The organism is Bradyrhizobium sp. (assembly GCF_017881085.1).
Taxonomy (GTDB): domain Bacteria; phylum Pseudomonadota; class Alphaproteobacteria; order Rhizobiales; family Xanthobacteraceae; genus Bradyrhizobium.
This window is the reverse complement of record NZ_JADGRI010000062.1, coordinates 1-19,922: the sequence shown is the minus strand read 5'-3', so window position 1 is coordinate 19,922 and position 19,922 is coordinate 1. Positions and strand designations below refer to the sequence as shown.

The 19,922-nt window shown below is 64.9% G+C and carries 19 protein-coding genes; 7 read left to right on the top strand and 12 right to left on the bottom strand.

What is annotated here, in order from left to right; all coding sequences use genetic code 11:
* The 5 genes from QZ213_RS08595 to QZ213_RS08575 all read right to left on the bottom strand — a co-directional run.
* Window positions 1–516, bottom strand: a 516-nt coding sequence (locus QZ213_RS08595; protein ID WP_291685637.1) for a TSUP family transporter, incomplete at its 3' end; no start/stop codon positions are given.
* Window positions 513–1,769 carry a CCA tRNA nucleotidyltransferase gene (locus tag QZ213_RS08590; RefSeq protein ID WP_291685636.1) on the bottom strand — a complete coding sequence of 419 codons (1,257 nt, stop codon included), beginning with the start codon at window positions 1,767–1,769 and terminating at the stop codon, window positions 513–515. The genes QZ213_RS08595 and QZ213_RS08590, both read right to left, overlap by 4 nt.
* Entirely contained in the window at window positions 1,766–2,029 is a 264-nt protein-coding gene (locus tag QZ213_RS08585) for a DUF6111 family protein (protein WP_291685635.1), read from the bottom strand. The genes QZ213_RS08590 and QZ213_RS08585 overlap by 4 nt, the downstream gene beginning before the upstream one ends.
* Complete coding sequence (locus QZ213_RS08580) at window positions 2,026–2,697, bottom strand: CoA pyrophosphatase (protein WP_291685634.1); 672 nt, start codon at window positions 2,695–2,697, stop codon at window positions 2,026–2,028. Before QZ213_RS08580 ends, QZ213_RS08585 begins: the two co-directional genes overlap by 4 nt.
* On the bottom strand, window positions 2,694–3,305 hold the full coding sequence (locus QZ213_RS08575) for a DUF1285 domain-containing protein (RefSeq protein ID WP_291685633.1): 612 nt from the start codon (window positions 3,303–3,305) through the stop codon (window positions 2,694–2,696). Before QZ213_RS08575 ends, QZ213_RS08580 begins: the two co-directional genes overlap by 4 nt.
* A gap of 254 nt (window positions 3,306–3,559) precedes the next feature.
* On the opposite strand from QZ213_RS08575, the gene QZ213_RS08570 reads away from it, so the two are divergent.
* The 6 genes from QZ213_RS08570 (at window position 3,560) to QZ213_RS08545 (ending at window position 13,412) form a co-directional block, all read left to right on the top strand.
* The gene (locus QZ213_RS08570; RefSeq protein ID WP_291685632.1) at window positions 3,560–4,564 is read left to right on the top strand and encodes a MoxR family ATPase; all 1,005 of its coding nucleotides are present in this window, start codon (window positions 3,560–3,562) and stop codon (window positions 4,562–4,564) included.
* Complete coding sequence (locus QZ213_RS08565; RefSeq protein ID WP_291685631.1) at window positions 4,564–5,508, top strand: DUF58 domain-containing protein; 945 nt, start codon at window positions 4,564–4,566, stop codon at window positions 5,506–5,508. Before QZ213_RS08570 ends, QZ213_RS08565 begins: the two co-directional genes overlap by 1 nt.
* Window positions 5,508–8,318, top strand: coding sequence for a DUF4159 domain-containing protein (locus QZ213_RS08560; RefSeq protein WP_291685638.1), 2,811 nt, complete (start codon window positions 5,508–5,510; stop codon window positions 8,316–8,318). The genes QZ213_RS08565 and QZ213_RS08560 overlap by 1 nt, the downstream gene beginning before the upstream one ends.
* Before the next feature lie 9 nt (window positions 8,319–8,327).
* Window positions 8,328–10,391, top strand: a complete 2,064-nt coding sequence (locus tag QZ213_RS08555; RefSeq protein ID WP_291685630.1) for a hypothetical protein — start codon at window positions 8,328–8,330, stop codon at window positions 10,389–10,391.
* Between the two features lie 160 nt (window positions 10,392–10,551).
* Window positions 10,552–10,965 carry a DUF2946 domain-containing protein gene (locus QZ213_RS08550; RefSeq protein WP_291685629.1) on the top strand — a complete coding sequence of 138 codons (414 nt, stop codon included), beginning with the start codon at window positions 10,552–10,554 and terminating at the stop codon, window positions 10,963–10,965.
* A gap of 170 nt (window positions 10,966–11,135) precedes the next feature.
* Complete coding sequence (locus QZ213_RS08545) at window positions 11,136–13,412, top strand: TonB-dependent receptor (protein ID WP_291685628.1); 2,277 nt, start codon at window positions 11,136–11,138, stop codon at window positions 13,410–13,412.
* 13 nt (window positions 13,413–13,425) lie between these two features.
* On the opposite strand, the gene QZ213_RS08540 is transcribed toward QZ213_RS08545, so the two are convergent.
* The 4 genes from QZ213_RS08540 to QZ213_RS08525 all read right to left on the bottom strand — a co-directional run bounded on the left by QZ213_RS08540 (window position 13,426) and on the right by QZ213_RS08525 (window position 16,693).
* Complete coding sequence (locus tag QZ213_RS08540) at window positions 13,426–13,944, bottom strand: N-acetyltransferase (protein WP_291685627.1); 519 nt, start codon at window positions 13,942–13,944, stop codon at window positions 13,426–13,428.
* A gap of 65 nt (window positions 13,945–14,009) precedes the next feature.
* Window positions 14,010–14,945: a glycosyltransferase family 2 protein gene (locus QZ213_RS08535; RefSeq protein ID WP_291685626.1), complete on the bottom strand. Its 936-nt coding sequence runs from the start codon at window positions 14,943–14,945 to the stop codon at window positions 14,010–14,012.
* 52 nt (window positions 14,946–14,997) lie between these two features.
* Window positions 14,998–16,143 carry a hypothetical protein gene (locus QZ213_RS08530; RefSeq protein ID WP_291685625.1) on the bottom strand — a complete coding sequence of 382 codons (1,146 nt, stop codon included), beginning with the start codon at window positions 16,141–16,143 and terminating at the stop codon, window positions 14,998–15,000.
* 64 nt (window positions 16,144–16,207) lie between these two features.
* Window positions 16,208–16,693, bottom strand: a complete 486-nt coding sequence (locus QZ213_RS08525) for an NUDIX domain-containing protein (RefSeq protein WP_291685624.1) — start codon at window positions 16,691–16,693, stop codon at window positions 16,208–16,210.
* A 148-nt stretch (window positions 16,694–16,841) separates the two neighbouring features.
* Here QZ213_RS08525 and QZ213_RS08520 point away from each other — a divergent pair, with 148 nt between their 5' ends.
* The gene (locus QZ213_RS08520; protein WP_291685623.1) at window positions 16,842–17,729 is read left to right on the top strand and encodes a metallophosphoesterase; all 888 of its coding nucleotides are present in this window, start codon (window positions 16,842–16,844) and stop codon (window positions 17,727–17,729) included.
* Here QZ213_RS08520 and QZ213_RS08515 read toward each other — a convergent pair.
* From QZ213_RS08515 to QZ213_RS08505, 3 genes are all read right to left on the bottom strand, one after another.
* Window positions 17,726–18,283, bottom strand: coding sequence for a hypothetical protein (locus QZ213_RS08515; protein WP_291685622.1), 558 nt, complete (start codon window positions 18,281–18,283; stop codon window positions 17,726–17,728). The two genes, QZ213_RS08520 and QZ213_RS08515, sit on opposite strands and share 4 nt — an antisense overlap.
* A gap of 203 nt (window positions 18,284–18,486) precedes the next feature.
* Window positions 18,487–18,696, bottom strand: a complete 210-nt coding sequence (locus tag QZ213_RS08510) for a hypothetical protein (protein WP_044540035.1) — start codon at window positions 18,694–18,696, stop codon at window positions 18,487–18,489.
* A gap of 73 nt (window positions 18,697–18,769) precedes the next feature.
* Window positions 18,770–19,922, bottom strand: a 1,153-nt coding sequence (locus QZ213_RS08505; RefSeq protein ID WP_291685621.1) for an isocitrate lyase, incomplete at its 5' end; no start/stop codon positions are given.

Here is a 19,922-nt window from a genome sequence, read left to right as displayed (position 1 = left end):
CACGCCCGCGCCTTCCAGCCCCGCCGCCATCAACAGCGACAGCAGGATCACGCCCGAACCCGAGGTGCCGCCGACCACGACGCCGTAGCCCACCGCGCCTATTCCCAGGCCGGTGTCGCCGATCCTGATATTGCGGCGCCTTGCCAGCCGGCGCAGCGGCACGCTCGCGATCAGCATGGTGCCGATCACCAGCGCGGCGCCGGTGCCGGTCAGCCGCGTATAGCCGTAGGCGCCGAGCGCGGTGGTCAACGCCGCGGCCGCAATCACGATCAGCGCGCGGCGGCGGTCGGCATGGCGCAGATAGGCGGCGCTGCGGCTCAGATTGGTGAAGATGGCGGAGATCGCGATGATCGGCACCACCGGTTCGGCGCCGATCAGCGGCACCAGCACCAGCGGCATCAACGCGCCGGTGCCGTAACCGGCGAGCCCCCCGACGATGGAAGCAAACAGTGCGACGCCGGCGACCAGCAGCAGCTGAACCAGGGAAATATCGGCGAAGCCGGAAAGCAGATTCACGGCCTGTGATCGCGGGTGAAACGGGTTACGGTCTGGTCGGCGATGGCGTCGAGCGCGGTCTTGTCCAGCGGAAAGTTCGCCGCAAGCCACGCGTCTTCGGCCAGCGCCAGCACCTGCCCGAGCGCCGGACCTTCGGCAATTCCGCGCGCGGTGAAATCCGCCGCCCTGAGCGGAAATTTCGGCGCGGTCCAGCGCTCCGGCAGGACCGCAAGCTCCCGCCACCGGGTCGAATTGGCGTCGTCCCCTGCCCGCGCCCAGGCCAGCATCAGCCGGTCGCGGTAGCGATCCGCGCCGAGCCGGTACAGCCTGCGCCGCGCGATCGCCTCGTCCATGCCGGCGAGCCGCCACCAGCGATGGCCCATGGAATCCAGCACCTTGGTTTCGGCATTGGAAAGCCGCAGCCGCGTCGCCACCCGCCTTGCGTCCTCGGTGACGGCGACCGCGAGTGCGCCCAGCCTTCGAACCGCGTCCGGCTTCAGTCCCAGCGCGCGCTCCGCCGCGATCATGCTGGCGAACGGCCCGGTATAGGCGACGCCGCCGAAAATCGGCAGCAGCAACCCGCCATCCGCCATCGCAATAACCGCGCCCGCCGCCCCATCGGCGACCATCAGCTTCACCATTTCCATCCGCATCCGTTCGGCGGAAAGGCTGGCAAGGCCCGCACGGCTGCGGATGCAGGCGAGATAGCCGGCGCGATCGGGCTCGCCGGCGCCGAAGGCGGCGTGAATTCGGAAGAACCGCAGGATGCGCAAATAATCCTCGGATATCCGCTGGTCGGGGTCGCCGATGAAGCGCACGCGCCTGGCGGCGATATCGTCAAGGCCGCCGACATGGTCATGCACGATACCGGCCGCATCGACCGACAGGCCGTTGATGGTGAAGTCGCGCCGCTCCGCATCGACGACCCAGTCGCGGCCGAACGCGACCTTGGCCTTGCGGCCGAAGGTTTCGGTATCCTCGCGCAGTGTGGTGATCTCGAACGGGTGCGCATCGACCACCAGCGTCACAGTCCCGTGGTCGATGCCGGTCGGCACGCTCTTGATGCCGGCCGCCTTGGCACGGCGGATCACTTCCGTAGGCAGCGCGGTGGTCGCGATATCGATGTCGCCGATCGGAATGTTCAGGAGCGCGTTACGGACCGCGCCGCCGACCACGCGCGCTTCCTCGCCATTGCCGTTCAACAGCTTGAGCACGCGGGCGGCTGGACCGGATCTGAGCCAGGGCGCGTCGTCGAGCACCCGCGCATCGCTCATTTTTCAACTCCGGGAACGAATTTGCCGTTCTCGATATGGGCGGGAATGTAGGTCGAATGCGGCGACGCGCCGGAGAACTGCGCAAGCAGCACGAAACTGACGATCACCAGCAGCAGCGAGCCCACCAGCAGCTTGGCGATGATGTGCAGCGGCCATGACGTCTGCACCGTCAGTCCGGAGCGGGTCGCCAGCAGAAACAGCACATAGACCGCGAACGGGATCAGGAAGATCAGGACCTCGGTGATCGCCGGACGGATCATGTCAGACAGATCCGTTCGTACAGCACGCGCAGAATTCCGGCGGTGGCGCCCCAGATATAACGTTCCGCGAACGGCATGGCGTAATAGGAGCGCTCCATGCCGCGAAATTCCTTGCTGTGGACCTGGTGATTCGCGGGGTCCATCAGGAACGCCAAAGGCACCTCGAACGCGTCCTCCACCTCTGACTTGTTGATGTGCAGCTGAAAACCCGGCCGCACCAGCGCCACCGTCGGCAGGATGCGAAATCCGAAACCGGTTCCGTAGAGATCGAGATAACCGATCGGATCGACGAATTCCCGGGATAACCCGATCTCTTCCTCGGCCTCGCGCAACGCGGCGTCGAGCGGCGACGCGTCGGTCGCGTCGATCTTGCCGCCGGGAAAGGAAATCTGGCCGGCGTGATCGTTGAGGTGGGCGGCGCGCTGCGTCAACAGCACGGTCGGCTGCGGATGGTCCACCACCGGGATCAATACCGCGGCAGGCCGGACCGGCTGCTCGCGGGCGATGATCTCCAGCATGCGATCGGTGCCCTGATCGCCGCTCTTCGGGATGATGTTGGGGTCGACCAGGCCCGGCGGGACCTCGAAATCGAGCCGCGCCCGGCTCCGTTCGAAAAACTCCGCCGAGTTGATGGCGGCCGGATCGGTCTTCAGCATCGGCTCGTTCAAAGCGCGCCCCTCACCTCGTCCGCATCCGCCATCGCAAAAAATTCGCCGCCTGACGTGACGCCGAACATCGGATGACCATCGACCACCCGCTCCTCGCCCATGTCAACCAGATCGTAGTAGAGCGCGCGGGTGACCTTGGCCCAGAGATCGGCACGGACATGAAGGTAGGGCGTCAGTCCGCCATCGGCAGCCGCCTCGAATCGCAGCCGGTGGGCGGAATCGCACGTCACCCAGTCGTCGACATTGGTGCGGAAGCGTAAGAGCCGGTCCCGGCCGTCGTTTTCCCTGACCATCTCGACCGCGAGAAACGGCGCATCGTCGACGCGGATGCCGACCTTCTCCACCGGCGTCACGAGAAAGTGCTTGCCGTCCTCGCGCTTGAGGATGGTCGAAAACAGCCGGACCAGCGCCGGCCTGCCGATTGGCGTCCCCATGTAAAACCACGTACCATCGCCCGCGATTCGCATGTCGAGATCGCCGCAGAACGGCGGATTCCACAGATGCACCGGCGGCAACCCTTTTCCGGCGGCGCCGGCGTTCGCAGCGCCCTTTGCAGCAGCCGTCAGCCCGTCAAGGCCATGATTGGTGGTCTGCCCTTGCTTCGCCATTGTTTGACCTGAGTCTGAGCGCCTCGGTTTGGCACGATTGGTGCAAGTCATACGAAGTGCGCCTGGAGCGGGGTTCCGCCCACAGGAGCCCCTATCAGGTCGCCATATCGTGATGCCGTTCATACCCCGAAAACCCGGTAATGTGGGGATAGTTTAATTCAACAAATACATGGCGTTCGCATAAGTTTAGCATGAGGTTCATGGCATGACGATGCAAGCGGCGATGTCGCAAGCCTCGTTTGAAGGAGAAACAGATGGCTGGCGCAGATAGTGTCGAAAAACTCGAGGACGTGATCGTCCGTTCGGCCGAACAGGTCGCCGAGCAAATTCGCGCCGCGAAGGCGGCGATCTCCACCGTTATTTTCGGTCAGGACCGGGTGATCGAAAACACCCTTGTGACGATCCTGTCCGGCGGCCATGCGCTGCTGATCGGCGTCCCCGGCCTTGCCAAGACCAAGCTGGTCGAAACGCTCGGCACCACGCTCGGCCTTGACGCCAAGCGCATCCAGTTCACGCCCGACCTGATGCCTTCGGATATTCTTGGCGCCGAGGTGCTGGACGAAAGCAGCACCGGCAAGCGTTCGTTCCGCTTCATCTCAGGTCCGGTGTTCGCGCAGCTCCTGATGGCCGACGAAATCAACCGCGCCAGCCCGCGCACCCAGTCCGCGCTGCTGCAGGCCATGCAGGAACAGCACATCACGGTTGCGGGCGCCCGCCACGATCTGCCGAAGCCGTTCCATGTGCTGGCGACGCAAAACCCGCTGGAGCAGGAAGGCACCTATCCGCTGCCGGAAGCGCAGCTCGACCGCTTCCTGATGGAGATCGACGTCGATTATCCCGACCGCGACGCCGAGCGGCGCATCCTGTTCGAAACCACCGGCGCCGATGAGACGCTGGCCAAGGTTTCGATGAACGCCGAGATCCTGGTCGCCGCGCAGCGGCTGGTGCGGCGGCTGCCGGTCGGCGATTCCGTGGTGGAGGCGATCCTGTCGCTGGTGCGCTCCGCGCGTCCGGGACCTGAGGGCGGCGACGCCGGCAAGCTGATCGCCTGGGGACCGGGTCCGCGCGCCAGCCAGTCGCTGATGCTCGCGGTTCGCGCCCGCGCTTTGCTCGACGGCCGTCTGGCGCCCTCGATCGACGACGTGCTCGATCTCGCCGAGCCCATTCTCAAGCACCGCATGGCGCTGACATTCTCCGCGCGCGCCGAGGGCCGCACCATTCCCGACGTAATCAAACAACTAAAGACGCGGATCGGTTGATGGCCGCAGGGACCACGCACGAAGCGAGGGAGATTTTAGCGATCCGACGTGCCGATGGCGAAAGCCGAACGCTCGCCGCGACGCTGCCCCGTCTTGTGCTTGAGGCCCGCCGCATCGCCGCCAACGTGATCCACGGCCTGCATGGCCGGCGCCGCGCCGGCGCCGGCGAAAGTTTCTGGCAATACCGCCGCTTCGTTTCCGGCGAACCGTCGCAAAACGTCGACTGGCGCCGCTCGGCGCGCGACGATCATCTCTATGTCCGCGAGCAGGAATGGGAGGCCGCGCACACGGTGTGGCTTTGGCCGGACCGCTCGCCTTCGATGGCGTTCGCCTCAAGACAGGCGCGCGACAGCAAGCTGGAACGCGCGCTGATCGTGACCTTCGCGCTCGCCGAGCTGCTGGTCGCCGGCGGCGAACGCGTCGGCATCCCCGGCCTGATGAACCCGACCTCAAGCGGCGCCGTGATCGACAAGATGGCGCAGGCGATGCTGCACGACGATGCGGCGCGCCTCAGCCTGCCGCCATCCTTCGTGCCGTCGGCGCTGGCCGAAATCGTGGTGCTGTCGGATTTCTGGTCGCCGATCTCGGAGATCAGAACCATGCTGGCGGGATTGTCGGCCGCCGGCGCGCACGGCACGCTGGTGCAGATCGTCGACCCCGCCGAAGAAAGCTTTCCCTATTCAGGGCGGATCGAATTCGTCGAACCGGAAGGCGGCGGCGTGATCACCGCGGGGCGCGCGGAAAAATGGGCCGGCGATTACGTGGCGCGCGTGGCGCTGCATCGCGATGAAATACGCCACGAGACCAACAAGCTGGACTGGCTGTTCTCGACCCACACCACCAGCCGGTCGGCCGCCGAGCTGTTGCTGTTCCTGCATTCAGGCATGATGGTGAGCAAGGGCAGCGCACGCGCCGCGACCGTCAAAGCGGGGCTGCGCGCATGATCGCAGGTCTGCCGCTCTCGTTCGCCGAACCGATCCTGCTCCTGGGCCTGTTGAGCCTGCCGGTGCTGTGGTGGCTGTTGCGGGTGATGCCGCCGCGGCCGCGGCGCATTGAGTTCCCGCCGACGCGGCTGTTGTTCGACATCGCGCCGAAGGAAGAAACGCCGTCGCGGACGCCGTGGTGGCTGACGGCCTTGCGCCTTTTGGCTGCGGCGCTGGTGATCCTGGCCGCCGCCGGGCCGATCTGGAATCCGGAAACCGGCGCGGCCGGCGGCAGCCGCGCCCCGCTCTTGATCCTGCTCGACGACGGCTGGAGCGCCGCCTCGAGCTGGGATGCAAGGATCAAGGCCGCCGACGAACTGATTGCGAATGCCGACAACGACCGGCGCGGCGTGGCGCTGGTGCCGTTGTCCGAGCCCGCGCGCGATATCACGATCATGCCAGGCGGCACCGCGCGGGTGGCGCTGCGCCAGTTTGTGCCCAAGCCTTATTCGATCGAACGGGTTGAAACCCTCCCCGCCATCGAGCGTTTCCTGAAAACAACCGGCGATTGCGAAATCGCCTGGTTGTCGGATGGCGTGGATACGGGACGAGGTCCGGAGTTTCTCGAAGCCTTGAGCAAAACCATCGGGGATCGTGCGTTGACGATTTATGAAGGCGGCACGCCGCCACCACTGGCCTTGGCCGCGGCCGAGAACGCCGCGGCGAAGATGACGGTGAAGGTGCTGCGCACCGGTAGCGGCGTCGCGGCGGGCCTCGTGCGTGCGCTCGACCAGAAGGGTTCGCCGATCGGCGAGGCCCGTTACACCTTTGCGCCTCAGGAGCGCGAGACCGAAGCCGCGTTCGATCTGCCGGTCGAGCTGCGCAACGACATTGCGCGGCTTGAGGTCGCCGGCGAACGCTCCGCGGGCGCGGTGCAACTCCTGGACAAGCGCTGGCGCCGCCGCGCGATCGGCGTCGTCAGCGGATCGTCCAGCGATACCGCGCAGCCGCTGCTGGCCTCGACCTTCTATCTCACCCGCGCGCTGGGGCCGTTCGCCGATGTCCGGCTCGGCGACAAAGGCGCGGCGCAACAGGTCATCACGCAATTCCTCGACCAGAAACTGCCGATGATGATCCTTGCCGACGTCGGAACGCTGTCGCCCGAAATCCGCGAACGCATCAGTGCGTGGATCGAGCAAGGCGGGGTGCTGGTGCGCTTCGCGGGTCCCCGCCTGGCGCAAGCCGATGACGATCTGGTGCCGGTAAAACTACGCCGCGGCGGCCGCAGCCTCGGCGGCAGCCTGACCTGGGAAAAGCCGCAACATCTCGCAGCCTTCACCGCCGACGGACCGTTTGCCGGCCTCGCGGTACCCAAGGACGTCACCGTCAACCGCCAGGTGCTCGCCGAGCCGGATGCGGTGCTGGCGACGAGAAGCTGGGCCTCGCTTGAGGATGGAACGCCGCTGGTAACCGGCGAGCATCGCGGCAAGGGTATCGTAGCCCTGTTTCATGTCAGCGCCGATATGCGCTGGTCCGATCTGCCGATGTCGGGCACCTTCGTCGAGATGCTGCGGCGGATCGTCGATATGTCCGGCTACACCTCCAAACCGGGCGCGGGCGTCGCCGCCGATGCGACCGCGGAAACGGTGGCACCGCTGCACATCCTCGACGGTTTCGGCGCGTTCGGCCCGCCGCCGTCGACCGCCAAGCCACTGTCTGCCGACTTCCGCGACCGCGCGACGCCGGAACATCCGCCGGGCTTTTACGGCCCGGCCGACGGTCCGCTCGCGGTCAACACGCTGGCGGCCGCCGATCGGATCGCGCCGCTCGAAACCTCGGGCCTGCGCGCGCGCCACGCCAGCTTCACCAATGCCGAACCGCGCGACCTGCGCGGCATCCTGCTGTCGGCGGCGCTGGCGTTGTTCCTGATCGATGCCGTCATCGTCGCCATGCTTGGCGCCGGCATCGCGGCACTGCTGCGACGGCGCGCTGCGCCGGCCGCATTGACGTTCGCGATCATCGGGGCGGCGATGCTGGCAACCCCCTGGCCGGCGCGGGCCGACTCGAGCGACGATTTCGCCATCAAGGCGACGTCACAGACCCGGCTCGCTTATGTCGTCACCGGCAACGCCGACGTCGACTCCATCGTCAAGGCGGGCATGGCCGGGCTGACCTTGTTCCTCGCGCAGCGAACGGCGCTGGAAGCCGGCGACCCGGTCGGCATCGACCCCGCGCATGACGAGCTGGCATTCTTCCCGCTGATCTACTGGCCCATCGTGCCAGGGGCCGCGAAGCCGCCGCAGGACGCCATCAACCGGATCGACGCCTACATGAAGCAGGGCGGCACCGTGCTGTTCGACACCCGCGACGCCGTCGAGGCGCCGCCGGGAGAGAACGGTGCGGCGCAGACGCCGGGCATGCTGGCGCTACGCAACATCCTCGCCTCACTCGATGTGCCCGAACTCGAGCCGGTGCCGCGCGAACACGTGCTGACCAAGACGTTCTATCTGCTGCGCGACTTCCCCGGCCGCTTCAACAGCGGCCAGACCTGGGTGGAGGCGTTGCCGCGCGGCGACGACGACGAGGAGGCCTCGCGCCCGGCCCGCGGCGGCGACGGCGTTTCGCCGATCATCATCACCTCGAACGATCTTGCCGGCGCCTGGGCGATCCGCCCGGACGGCCAGCCGATGCTGCCGCTGACGCCGGGCGAACCGCGGCAACGCGAATTCGCTTTCCGGTCCGGCGTCAACATCGTGATGTACACGCTGACCGGAAACTACAAGGCCGACCAGGTGCACGCGCCCGCGCTGATCGAACGGCTCGGGCAGTAAGGCCGCCATATGCAGTACGGCATCGCGTTCACCCCACTCGTTCCCTCGCTCGTGCTTTGGCTCGCGGTCGCCGCCATCGTCGTGATCGCGGCATTGCTGCTGCTCGGGCGGGCGCGGGGTGCTGCGATCCGCGTCGCCGCGCTGGCGCTGATCCTCTTGGCACTCGCCAACCCGTCATTCACCCGCGAGGACCGCGAGCCGCTGTCGTCGGTGGCCGCCGTCGTGATCGACAAGAGCCCGAGCCAGAATTTCGGCAACCGCACCCAGGAGACCGAAAAGGCCAAGGAGGCGCTGGTCGATAGCCTAAAGAAGATCAAGGGGCTGGAAGTGCGGGTAGTCGAGGCCGGCCAGGCCGACGGCGAAACCGACGGCACCAAATTGTTCGGCGCGCTCTCCTCGGCGCTGTCGGACGTTCCCATCGATCGCGTCGCGGGCGCCTTCCTGATCACCGACGGGCGCGTGCACGACATTCCGCCGAACGCCGCCGCGCTCGGATTCCAGGCCCCGGTGCATGCGCTGATCACCGGGCGCAAGGACGAACGCGACCGCCGCATCGCCATCTCCGCCGCCCCCCGTTTCGGCATCGTCGGACAGCCCCAGACCATCACCTACCGGCTCGACGACCAGGGCGTCACTGGCGAGCGCGCCAAGGTGGTGGTGCGCCGCGACGGCGAAGTAATCAACGAGCGCACCGTGCTCAGCGGCCAGACCGTCAGCGTCGACGTCGACATCAAGCATGCCGGCCCGAACATCGTCGAGATCGAGGCCTCGCCGCTCGAGAACGAACTGACGCCGGTCAACAACCGCGCGGTGGTCGCGATCGACGGCGTTCGCGACAAATTGCGGGTGCTGCTGGTCTCGGGCGAGCCGCATTCCGGCGAGCGCACCTGGCGCAACCTGCTGAAATCCGACGCCAGCGTCGATCTCGTGCATTTCACGATTTTGCGTCCGCCGGAGAAACAGGACGGCACGCCCATCAACGAATTGTCGCTGATCGCGTTTCCGACCCGCGAACTGTTCCAGCAGAAGATCAACGAATTCCAGTTGATCATCTTCGACCGCTACGCCCGCCAGGGCGTGCTGCCGATCGCCTATTTCGACAACATCGCGCGCTACGTCCGCGCCGGCGGCGCGGTGCTGGTTTCAGCCGGCCCCGATTACGCGTCGACCACCAGCATCTGGCGCACGCCGCTGGATTCGGTGCTGCCGGCGGAGCCCGTCGGCGTGACCGAGAAGCCCTATTACGCGCATTTGAGCGACGCCGGAAAACGCCATCCGGTGACGCGCGGACTGGAAGGGTCCGCCTCGGAGCCGCCGCACTGGAGCCGGTTCTTCCGCACCGTCGATACGCGCAACGCGACCACGCCGCCGCTGATGACGGGCGCCGACGGCAAGCCGTTGCTGTTGCTGTCACGATATGGCGAAGGCCGCGTCGCGCTGCTGTTGTCGGACCATATCTGGTTGTGGGCGCGCGGCTATGAGGGCGGCGGACCGCATCTCGATTTGCTGCGGCGAATGTCGCACTGGCTGATGAAGCAGCCCGATCTCGACGAGGAAGCGCTGCGGCTGCAGGTCCAGGGACACGATCTTGTGGTGCTGCGCCAGACCATGGCCGACAACGTCGCGCCGGTGACGGTGACGTCGCCCACCGGCGCAACGCGCCAACTGACGCTGAGCGAGAGCGAGCCGGGAACGTGGCGCTCCACGCTTCCCGCCAACGAACTCGGCCTGTGGCAGGCGACCGACGGCACGCTGAAAGCGCTGATCAATGTCGGCCCCACCAACCCCAAGGAATTTTCCGAAGTCACTTCCACGACCGACATGCTCAAGCCCCTGGCGCAGGCCACCGGCGGTGACGCACGGCGCGTCGTCGACGGCTCCAGCATCGACCTTCCGCGCATCGTGCCGGTGCGCGCATCGAGCGTTTTCCGCGGCGACGGCTGGATGGGGGTGCGGATGCGCGACGCCAGCGTCATCAAGGGCGTCGGCGTGCTGCCCTTGTTCGCCGGCCTGATCGGACTCTTGCTGCTGCTCGGGGGATTCGCGGCCACCTGGCTGCGCGAGGGCCGCTGAGTACAAGTCCCGCGTGGCGTTGCGCGAATCACACATGCCCGGCGAATCTTCATCAGGCGCGGACCCCCTACGGTTGACACCCTCCGCCAGTCCCTGCGATGTTACATTATAACGTTGGAACAGCCGAGATCTCTTGGTGTGTCCGGCGTAGGGTATCGGCATGAAGTGGTTGCGATCGAACATCAAGCATGGCTCGCGGCTCGCGCTTTTAGCGCTAGCTGTTCAGTTTGTGCTTTCGTTCGGACATTTCCACGCCGTACAGGCCGCGCCCGCCATCCAGTTCGGTTCGTTACAGAGCGGTACTTATGGGGCCAACGGCCTCCCCGCCGCCGACGCGGTTGACCAGTCCGCCCAGCAGCAACCGGCGCCCGATCGCGATTCCGGCCAGCAGCCGGGCGATACTTGCGCGATCTGCGCAGTCATGGCGCTGGCGAACAATGTGCTGTTCGCGACGCCGCCGCTCTTGCTGCTTCCGCAGGCGGTCGAGTTTCTTTACCAGACCACCGATGCCGAGTTCATCCATCTGAACTCGGCCCGCGTCGCCTTCCAGCCGCGCGCGCCCCCTGTCTCCTGACCTCGATTGATTGAGCTCCTCCGGATGCTTGCCGCGCCACAGAGGGCGGTCCATCCGGCGAATCGAAATCGGTCCGTCTGATAATGACGGCAGGCGCTTGCTCGAATTCGTCGACAACGAATTGGACGGCGGCCTTCAGGATCGGGATAATGTCAGTACTCGTAAGACCCATGTTGGCGGGCTGCGGCGCCGCCTCGCTGATGGTCTGCATCACCGGCACAGCGCTGTCGCAAACGTCCGCACCCACCACGCCTACGGCCGCCGCGCCCTCGTCCACAACGACGCCAGCGCCCGCAGAGACCGGCGTCACCGCACTCCCGGAGATCGAAGTCGTGGCGCCACGGCGCGCGCAGCCACCGCGCCCACCCAAGACGCGCGTCGTCACGGGGCAGCGCCGCGAGACACCCGCCGTGCCGCCGCAGACCGAGGCGCAGGCGGTCGCGGGGCAGAACGAGAAGTTCGACGACGCGCGCCGCAGCATCGTGGCGCCGGTCGGCGCCAATTCGTATCAGGTCAATCACCAGGCGATCGAGGCGCTCCCACAAGGCGCCAATACGACTCTCGACAAGGTCCTGTTGCAGACGCCGGGCGTATCGCAGGACTCCGCCGCCAGCGGCGAACTGCACGTCCGCAACGAACACGCCAATCTGCAATATCGCATCAACGGCATCATGCTGCCCGACGGCGTCGGCGGCTTTGGGCAGATCCTCGATACCGGCATCGTCGGCAGCCTTGCCCTGATTACCGGCGCGCTGCCGGCGCAATACGGCCTGCGCACCGCGGGCGTGCTGGACATCCAGACCAAGGCCGACGCCTTCAACAACTCCGGCAGCGTCAGCGCCTACGGCGGCAGCCACGGCACCATCACGCCGAGTTTCGAATATGGCGGCACCGCCGGACAGACCCAGTTTTTTGTCTCGGGGCGCTATTTCGGAAGCAATGTGGGAATCGAAAATCCAACCCCGGCCTATTCGGCGATCCACGACCATACGGACCAGGAAAAGGGTTTTGCATACCTTTCGACGGTGATCGATCCCACCAGCCGCCTGACCTTTATCAGCGGCGTCTCGAACAGCGCGTACCAGATTCCGAACAATCCCGGACAGGCGCCGGCTTTCACGGCCTTTGGCGTATCCAATTTCAATTCGGCGCTGCTCGACGAACGGCAGAACGAGTTCAACCAGTTCAACGTTCTGGCCTATCAGAAATCGGCCGAGGGGTTCGATACCCAGATCTCCTATTTCAACCGCTACAGCCGGTTGCACTTCATGCCCGATACGGTCGGCGATCTCGTGTTCAACGGCGTCGCCTCCGACGTCTACCGCCGCAGCCAGGTCGACGGCATCCAGGAAGACACCGCTTATCGCATCGGCTATTCCCACACTTTGCGGTTTGGCTTTTCCGCAAGCGCCGAGCGCACGCTGGTCAACAATACGTCCACCGTATTGCCGCTCGATGCCATGGGCGCACCGGTCGATGCGCCGTTCTCCGTGCTTGATTCAAGCGCCAAGACCGGCTGGCTGTTCGGTACCTATCTGCAGGACGAATGGAAGATCACTGATCATTTGACCCTGAACGCCGGCTTGCGGTTCGACCAGATGTTCCAGTATGTCGACGCCAACCAGCTCAGCCCGCGCGCCAGCCTGACCTGGAAGCCGTACGACGGCACCACGTTCCACGCCGGCTACGCGCGAAACTTCACACCCCCGCCGCAGGTGCTGGCGGCGCCGACCAATCTCGCGCTGGTGCAGAACACCACGCAGCAACCGGCCGTTGCCGTCAACGATCCGGTCTTGCCGGAGCGCTCCCACGTGTTCGATGTCGGCGTCGATCAGAATATCCACGCGGTACCGGGCCTCGAAGTCGGCATCGACGCCTACTACAAGACCGCGCGCGGCCTGCTCGACGACGGCCAGTTCGGCGCGGCCTATGTGCTGACCGCGTTCAACTACGAGCGCGCGGAGAACATGGGTCTCGAACTCAAATCGTCCTACACCAACGGCAATTTCAGGATCTACGGCAACCTTGCCTGGGCCAAGCAGATCGCCACGAATATCGTGTCGAACCAGTTTCTGTTCGCACCCGACGAACTCGCCTTTATCGCCAATCACCATATCTACACCGACCACGCCCAGATCCTGACCGCATCGGCCGGCGCCTCTTATCTGTGGAACGGCACCCGCTTCTCCGCCTCGATGGTCTACGGCAGCGGTAACCGCTCCGGTTTTGCCAATACCGATCACGTGCCGTCATACACGCAGGTCAATCTCGGCATCTCCCACGAATATCTTTTCCCGGGATGGACCAAGCCGACCACGCTGCGGTTCGACGTCGTGAACCTGTTCGACCATATCTACGAGATCAGGGATGGCTCGGGCATCGGCGTCTTCGCGCCGCAGTTCGGGCCGCGACGCGGCTTTTTTGTCGGCATTTCGCAGAAGCTGTGACGCAGGCCGGCGCTTACGAAGTTCGCGCCAGGCTCCAGTCCGGACGGATCGCGCCGGAAACATCGGTGAACGCGCCATCGACGAGTTCCGCCACCAGGAGACGGCTGTAGTCGACCGGTCCCGGCATGGCCGCCCGGCCCTTCGGGACCGGCTTGAAACCGACGCGGCCGTAATAGGCCTCGTCGCCCACCAACAGCACCAGGCGATGTCCCTTTGCCTTGGCGTCCTTCAACGCGCGATCGAGCAGCGCGCGCCCGACGCCGCGGCTGCGGAACGGCGGCTCGACCGTCAGCGGCCCCAGCAGCAATGCCTTGGTGTCGCCAATGCAAACCGGCAATTGGCGCACCGAGCCGACCAGCAGCGTGCCGATCCAGGCCGTGAACGACAGATCGAGCAGATGATCGACGTGCTCGCGCAGCCGGTACGCGCTCAGCACGAAGCGGCCGGGTCCGAAGGTGCGCTCGTGCAGCCGTTCGATCGCCTGCGCGTCGTTGGCGGTTTCAGCCAGTATGGTCAGGGAGAGATCGCTCATGGGGCGCGGGATAGCATCTGGCGGAGGCGCGGTCCATCTCCCGCCCCCGCCAATTTCGAACTACGTCAGCTCTTGTTGAGGGGAGCTTGCGACAGATAGGCCAGCAGTTTCATCTCGCGGCGGCCGCGCGTCACCGTATCCAGCACCAGCCCCGACGACACCGACAGCACCGCCACGATCATCAGCCCCATCGACAGAACTGCGGTCGGCAGCCGGGGAACGATGCCTTCCTCGAGGTAGGTGACGATGACCGGGATCGCGAGCCCGATCGAGACCAGCGTCAGAAAGATCCCGATCGCGGTGAAAAAACGCAGCGGCTTTTCCGAGCGATAAAGTTTCAGGATGGTGCCGAGAATCCGGAAGCCGTCGCGCCAGGTGTTGAGCTTGCTGAACGATCCCTCGGGCCGCGCGTAATACGGCGTTTCGATTTCGGCGACCGGCAGCGCCAGTTCGAGCGCGTGCACGGTCAGCTCGGTTTCGATCTCGAAGCCATCCGACAGCACCGGAAAGGATTTGACGAAGCGGCGCGAGAAGACCCGATAGCCGGAAAGAATATCCTTGAAGGCCTGGCCGAACACCGCCGACAGAAAGCGGGTCAGCATCCAGTTGCCGGTGCGGTGGCCCGGCCGGTAGGCGGCCTGCACCTGATCGACGCGGAAACCGACGACCATGTCGAGATGATCAGAAATCAACCTATCGATCATGCGCGGGGCGCTGGCGGCGTCATAGGTGGCGTCGCCGTCAACCAGCACGTAGATATCGGCGTCGATGTCGGCGAACATGCGCCGGACCACGTGGCCCTTGCCCTGGCGGCGCTCGCTGCGCACCTGGGCGCCCGCCTCGCGCGCCACCGCAACGGTGCGGTCCGACGAATTGTTGTCGTAGACGAATATCCCGGCGGTTGGCAGCGCCTTGCGAAAATCGGCAACGACGGTTGCGACCGCGGCCTCCTCGTTGAAGCACGGCACCAGAACCGCGATCCGCATCGATGATGGTGTCATGGCCGAAACGCCTGCCCGTCGAAGCCTGCCGACTCAGCTTTCCATAGCATGGTCAGGCCCTTGCCGCCCGCCCGGCCAGCCCATCGTCCACCGCTTCCGCCGGAGCCAGCAGGGCGGCGAACAGCAGGCTCCACAACGAGAGCATTGCGACAGGGATTGTATAATAAGGCGTGAACACGGGATGGGTCAGGAAGAAGGCCAAATTCACCAGCAGGTTCGCAGCCGTGACCAGCGCCGTTTGCCTGGCGGCGTTGCCGCCGGTCCGGCGCAGCGTCACGAAGGTCCACACACCCGCCAGCACGAGCAGGACGAATTGCATGTCGGCGAGATAGTGCCAGATGACGCCGAAGCTGAGCTCGGGGGGCATCACATCAACGGCTCCATAAGTCGTCGAGAAAGGACTGCCGGCATTGATCGCATTCGCAAGCAGCGTCGGCGCCATGCCCACCAGGAGTGCGACCCCGAACATCGCGCCCTGCAGGACGGTCTCTATCTTCCGCGACAGCAGGAATGCAGCGAAGAAGAACACAAAAAATCCGGACGACAGGAACAGGTTAGGCAATCTGAAATTGACGGCCAGACCGATCAGGAGACCGACGGTCCCCGTTAGAAGCAGGCGATCGCGCGGCCGCTTGGCAAGGAAGAGCCTGGCGGTGAGAAAACCTGAGAGGGCGCAGACCACCATGGTGGGAGCTATCGAGTAGCTCGCCTTGGCGGGGTTGATCATCAGGTAGATGGCCGTATCGCCAAAAACGGTCGCAAGGATCAACGAAGGAATTGTAGAGGCGTAGTTGACTGCGGCCAGCGCGAAGCCGAAGACAATAATGGCCGCTGTTGCGTAGAGCGGGATCACCTGAAATCCCTGCGGAAATAGCGCCAGCAAGAAACCCGTCCCCGGCGGATATTGGATCACCCACTTTTTCGTCGCGGGCATCAAGTTGTGGCAGGGCACCGTGGCCGGATCGCTCGAGGCCGGGAAACCGATCTGTTTCAATTTAGAGGCCAGATAGTGGTCGTCATCCCGGGAGATGTCGGTGTCCAGGCCGCCAAGCCCGAATCGCTGGAACAGATGAGCCTGCCGCAGATAGCAGATGTCGTCGTAGACGCCGCGGGCTTCGCTCCAGCGCGACATCGACCAGACGTTGCTCGCCAACACCAGAAAGCACAGCAGGCCGCAGAAGGCCTTCAAATATCGCATCGCTCTTTCCTCGAGCACGGTGCTCACACAGGCTTGTCGCCAAATCCGCGGATACCCGCAAGACCTAACGCCAGGTCGCAATCGGCGCGCTGCCTTCGAGCACCTCCGATATCCGCAGCCGGGTACCCTGGGTTGTGTCCGCCGGCAACGCGCCCACCGCGAAGAAGCCGCAGGCCGCGATCTCGCGGTTCGGCTCGGGCAGCCGGTCCTGACGGAAATGCATGACCAGATAGACCGCGACGTGGTCACGGCGGGAGATGTGACGGTTCAGGAAAATTCCATGCAGCGCCGGCTCTTGCAGAAGTTCAATGCGCCCTTCCTCCGCCAGTTCGCGCGTGAGCGCGTCGCGGAACGTTTCGCCGACCTCGACGCCGCCGCCTGGCAAATGCCAGCCCGCGACATAGCTGTGCTTCACCAGAAACACCCGGTTGTCGGCATCCAGCACGACCGCACGGACCCCTAGCGTCATGCCGCGGGCGAAGCGCCAGTAGAAATGGAAACCTCGCCGCAGCACCGGCTCAAAGCGGCTTCGCAAGGCTTGCAGGCTCATTGCCATCTGACTTCCGGGTTTCCGACCATCGCGTTTGATCCTTGCATCGCCTCGACCCGCTTGTCATTACATTCCCGGAACGCTCAGGATATCACGAGATGATCGCGCATCGGCCTGGTCTCGCAGCTCCCCCAGTGGGACGAATGTGATGGCGGCATTCAAGCTGGCCCATTTGTCCGATCCACATCTGCCGCCGCTGCCACCAGCCGGGCTGCGCGATCTCGCGGGAAAGCGCGCGTTCGGGTATCTCAACTGGACGCGCAATCGGCACAAGTACCATCGGCGCGAGGTGCTGGATGCGCTGGTGTCGGACATGCAGGCCGAGATGCCCGATCACATCGCGATCACCGGCGATCTCGTCAATCTCGCGCTCGAAGCCGAATTTCCGCCGTCGCGGGCGTGGCTGGAAAGCGTCGGCGGCCCCGATCGGGTCACGGTGATCCCCGGCAATCACGACGCGTATGTTCGCGTCACCCGGCACCGCTTTGCGGAAGCCTGGGGAAGCTATCTCGACGGCGACGCCGCAGCCGGCGCCGGCACATTTCCGTCGCTGCGCCGGCGCGGCCCGCTGGCGCTGATCAGCGTATCGACGGCCGTCCCGACGCCGCCGCTGATGGCGACGGGACGGCTCGGCCGTGCTCAACTGCATGAGCTCGAGCGGATGCTGGCCGGGCTTTCCGCCGAACAGGCGTTCCGCGTGCTGCTGATCCATCACCCGCTGCGGTCGGATTCGCGCATGAAGCGGTTGACCGATTCTGACCTGCTGCTCGCGTTGCTGAAGCAGCATGGGGTGGAGCTGGTCCTGCACGGCCATGACCATTTGCATTCGACGATCTGGATCGACGGGCCGAAGGGCGCGATACCCGTCGTCGGCGTGCCGTCGGCGTCGGCGGTCGCGCATGGCCGCTATCCCGGCGCCGCCTATAATCTGTTTTCGATCGAGCGCGACGGCGAGGCCTGGCGGGTCGAGCAGACGGTGCGCGGATTCGGGGATGGAGCGGGCGTCAAGGAATTGCAGAAGACGCGGCTCTCCTAGAGATTGCGCAAGGTCGCAAACAGCGCCAGCGCGAACAGCGCCAGCGCGCCGGCAATGAAGCCGAGCGCGAAGCTCCAGAACCCGCCGCGGCGCCGCTTGCCGGTCACGGCTGGCGCCGGCCCAGGGCTCGCGACCAGCGCATGCTCGCGCTCGATCATGCGGCGCGCGACATAATCGGTGACGGCATCGACGATTATTGCCACTTCGTGAGACTCGGCGATCACGATGCGGCCGAAGCGGGTGTCCTGCACGAAACGGTAGATGCGCTTGTCGCGACCCATCATCACATGCGCGACGACGTCGATCCACAGCCGCGGCGTATCGCCCTGGCTGATGCCGCGATCGAACAGGTCGACCTCGGCCGGAATTTGCCCAAACAGCGGGTCGAGCGCCTCGTTGAGAATTTCCAGCCGCGCCACTTCGGCGTCGCGCAGGTCGACCACGACGCCGGTGCGGTCGGCGGCCTCGATCCGCGCCTGCCGGAGCGCATCGCGCAGCCGGACCGGGCGGGCTTCGCTGGCAGCACTGCTTCCGGTATTTGCCGCGTCTGACATACGCTGGATCGCCTTTGTCCTGATGGGTCCCGAACCGGCTTAACCTATCAGTAACCATGCTTTCCGCAAAGGCCGTTTATTCCCAACGACTTACGCCTTCAGCTTTATCCCCCCGCAAGCGGAAGGGCGGAAAGAGACGAAAGCGGCCCCAGCCGGAAAGCCGGATGGGACCGCTTCGTCCTTGGACGTCTTCTTGAGCGCGATCAGGCCGAAACGCGGGCGGGCTCTTCCACGATGGAGAAGCGGACGCCGGCCTTGTGGCGGTTCTCTTCCGAGACCACGCGCCACGCATCCTCGGCTTCCTTGCGGGTCTTGAACGGACCCTGCACCTGAGCCGAGCCTTCCACGAGCTTGTGGAAGTTCATCGAACCGAACTCGCCGCCAATCACCCAGAAATTGCTGCCTTTGGTCATCGTAGTCTCCTGTTGTCCGAGTAGCGTGATCAGCCTGGAATCAGACCTGACTCCAGACTGATCAATTCCAGCGTTAGCCGAACTGGTTCATCGTGTTGTGGGCGCCGCCCGCCTTCAGAGCGGCTTCACCGGCGAAATATTCCTTGTGAACGTCGCCGATATCGGAGCCGGCCATGTTCTGATGCTTGACGCAGGCGATACCCTGACGGATCTCCTGGCGCTGAACATTCTTCACATAGCCCAGCATGCCCTGCTCGCCGAAATACTCCCTCGCGAGATTATCAGTCGACAGAGCTGCCGTGTGATAGGTCGGCAATGTGATCAAATGGTGGAAGATGCCAGCACGCTTCGCTGAATCGGCCTGGAAGGTGCGGATGCGCTCGTCGGCTTCAATGCCCAGCGGCGTATCGTCGTATTCCGGCTTCATCAGGTCGGCTCGATTGTACTTGCTGACATCCTTGCCGGCTTCCTTCATCGCGTCGTACACCTGCCAACGGAAGTTCAGCGTCCAGTTGAACGATGGCGAGTTGTTGTAGGCCAGCTTCGCGTTCGGAATCACCTCGCGAATGCGGTCAACCATCCTGGCGATCTGCTCGATATGCGGCTTCTCGGTCTCGATCCACAGCAGGTCGGCACCGTTCTGCAGCGAGGTGATGCAGTCGAGCACGCAGCGATCTTCGCCAGTGCCGGCACGGAACTGATAGAGGTTGCTGGCAAGCCGCTTCGGACGCATCATCTTGCCATTGCGGTTGATGATGACATCGCCATTCCTGGAGTTGGCGGCCGTCACTTCCTCGCAATCCAGGAAGCTGTTGTACTGATCGCCGAGGTCGCCGGGCTTGTGGCTCACAGCTATCTGCTGCGTGAGGCCTGCGCCGAGCGAGTCGGTGCGGGTCACGACGATGCCGTCCTCGACGCCCAGTTCGAGGAAAGCATGACGGCAGGCCCGGATCTTCGCCAGGAACACCTCGTGCGGCACGGTCACCTTGCCGTCCTGGTGGCCACACTGCTTTTCGTCGGAGACCTGATTCTCGATCTGCAGGGCACACGCACCTGCCTCGATCATCTTCTTGGCGAGCAGGTAGGTCGCCTCGGCATTGCCAAAACCAGCGTCGATGTCGGCGATGACGGGCACGACATGGGTCTGGAAGTTGTCGATCTTTTCGATCAGCGCCTTTTCCTTCGCCTTGTCGCCTTCCTTGCGGGCCGCGTCGAGCGCGCGGAAG

Bases quoted from the DNA above. Each gene is read 5' to 3' on its own strand.
- QZ213_RS08590 (WP_291685636.1), bottom strand. From the start codon at position 1,769: ATGAGCGATGCGCGGGTGCTCGACGACGCGCCCTGGCTCAGATCCGGT.
- QZ213_RS08585 (WP_291685635.1), bottom strand. From the start codon at position 2,029: ATGATCCGTCCGGCGATCACCGAGGTCCTGATCTTCCTGATCCCGTTC.
- QZ213_RS08575 (WP_291685633.1), bottom strand. From the start codon at position 3,305: ATGGCGAAGCAAGGGCAGACCACCAATCATGGCCTTGACGGGCTGACG.
- QZ213_RS08570 (WP_291685632.1), top strand. From the start codon at position 3,560: ATGGCTGGCGCAGATAGTGTCGAAAAACTCGAGGACGTGATCGTCCGT.
- QZ213_RS08565 (WP_291685631.1), top strand. From the start codon at position 4,564: ATGGCCGCAGGGACCACGCACGAAGCGAGGGAGATTTTAGCGATCCGA.
- QZ213_RS08555 (WP_291685630.1), top strand. From the start codon at position 8,328: ATGCAGTACGGCATCGCGTTCACCCCACTCGTTCCCTCGCTCGTGCTT.
- QZ213_RS08550 (WP_291685629.1), top strand. From the start codon at position 10,552: ATGAAGTGGTTGCGATCGAACATCAAGCATGGCTCGCGGCTCGCGCTT.
- QZ213_RS08545 (WP_291685628.1), top strand. From the start codon at position 11,136: ATGTTGGCGGGCTGCGGCGCCGCCTCGCTGATGGTCTGCATCACCGGC.
- QZ213_RS08540 (WP_291685627.1), bottom strand. From the start codon at position 13,944: ATGAGCGATCTCTCCCTGACCATACTGGCTGAAACCGCCAACGACGCG.
- QZ213_RS08535 (WP_291685626.1), bottom strand. From the start codon at position 14,945: ATGACACCATCATCGATGCGGATCGCGGTTCTGGTGCCGTGCTTCAAC.
- QZ213_RS08530 (WP_291685625.1), bottom strand. From the start codon at position 16,143: ATGCGATATTTGAAGGCCTTCTGCGGCCTGCTGTGCTTTCTGGTGTTG.
- QZ213_RS08525 (WP_291685624.1), bottom strand. From the start codon at position 16,693: ATGAGCCTGCAAGCCTTGCGAAGCCGCTTTGAGCCGGTGCTGCGGCGA.
- QZ213_RS08520 (WP_291685623.1), top strand. From the start codon at position 16,842: ATGGCGGCATTCAAGCTGGCCCATTTGTCCGATCCACATCTGCCGCCG.
- QZ213_RS08515 (WP_291685622.1), bottom strand. From the start codon at position 18,283: ATGTCAGACGCGGCAAATACCGGAAGCAGTGCTGCCAGCGAAGCCCGC.
- QZ213_RS08510 (WP_044540035.1), bottom strand. From the start codon at position 18,696: ATGACCAAAGGCAGCAATTTCTGGGTGATTGGCGGCGAGTTCGGTTCG.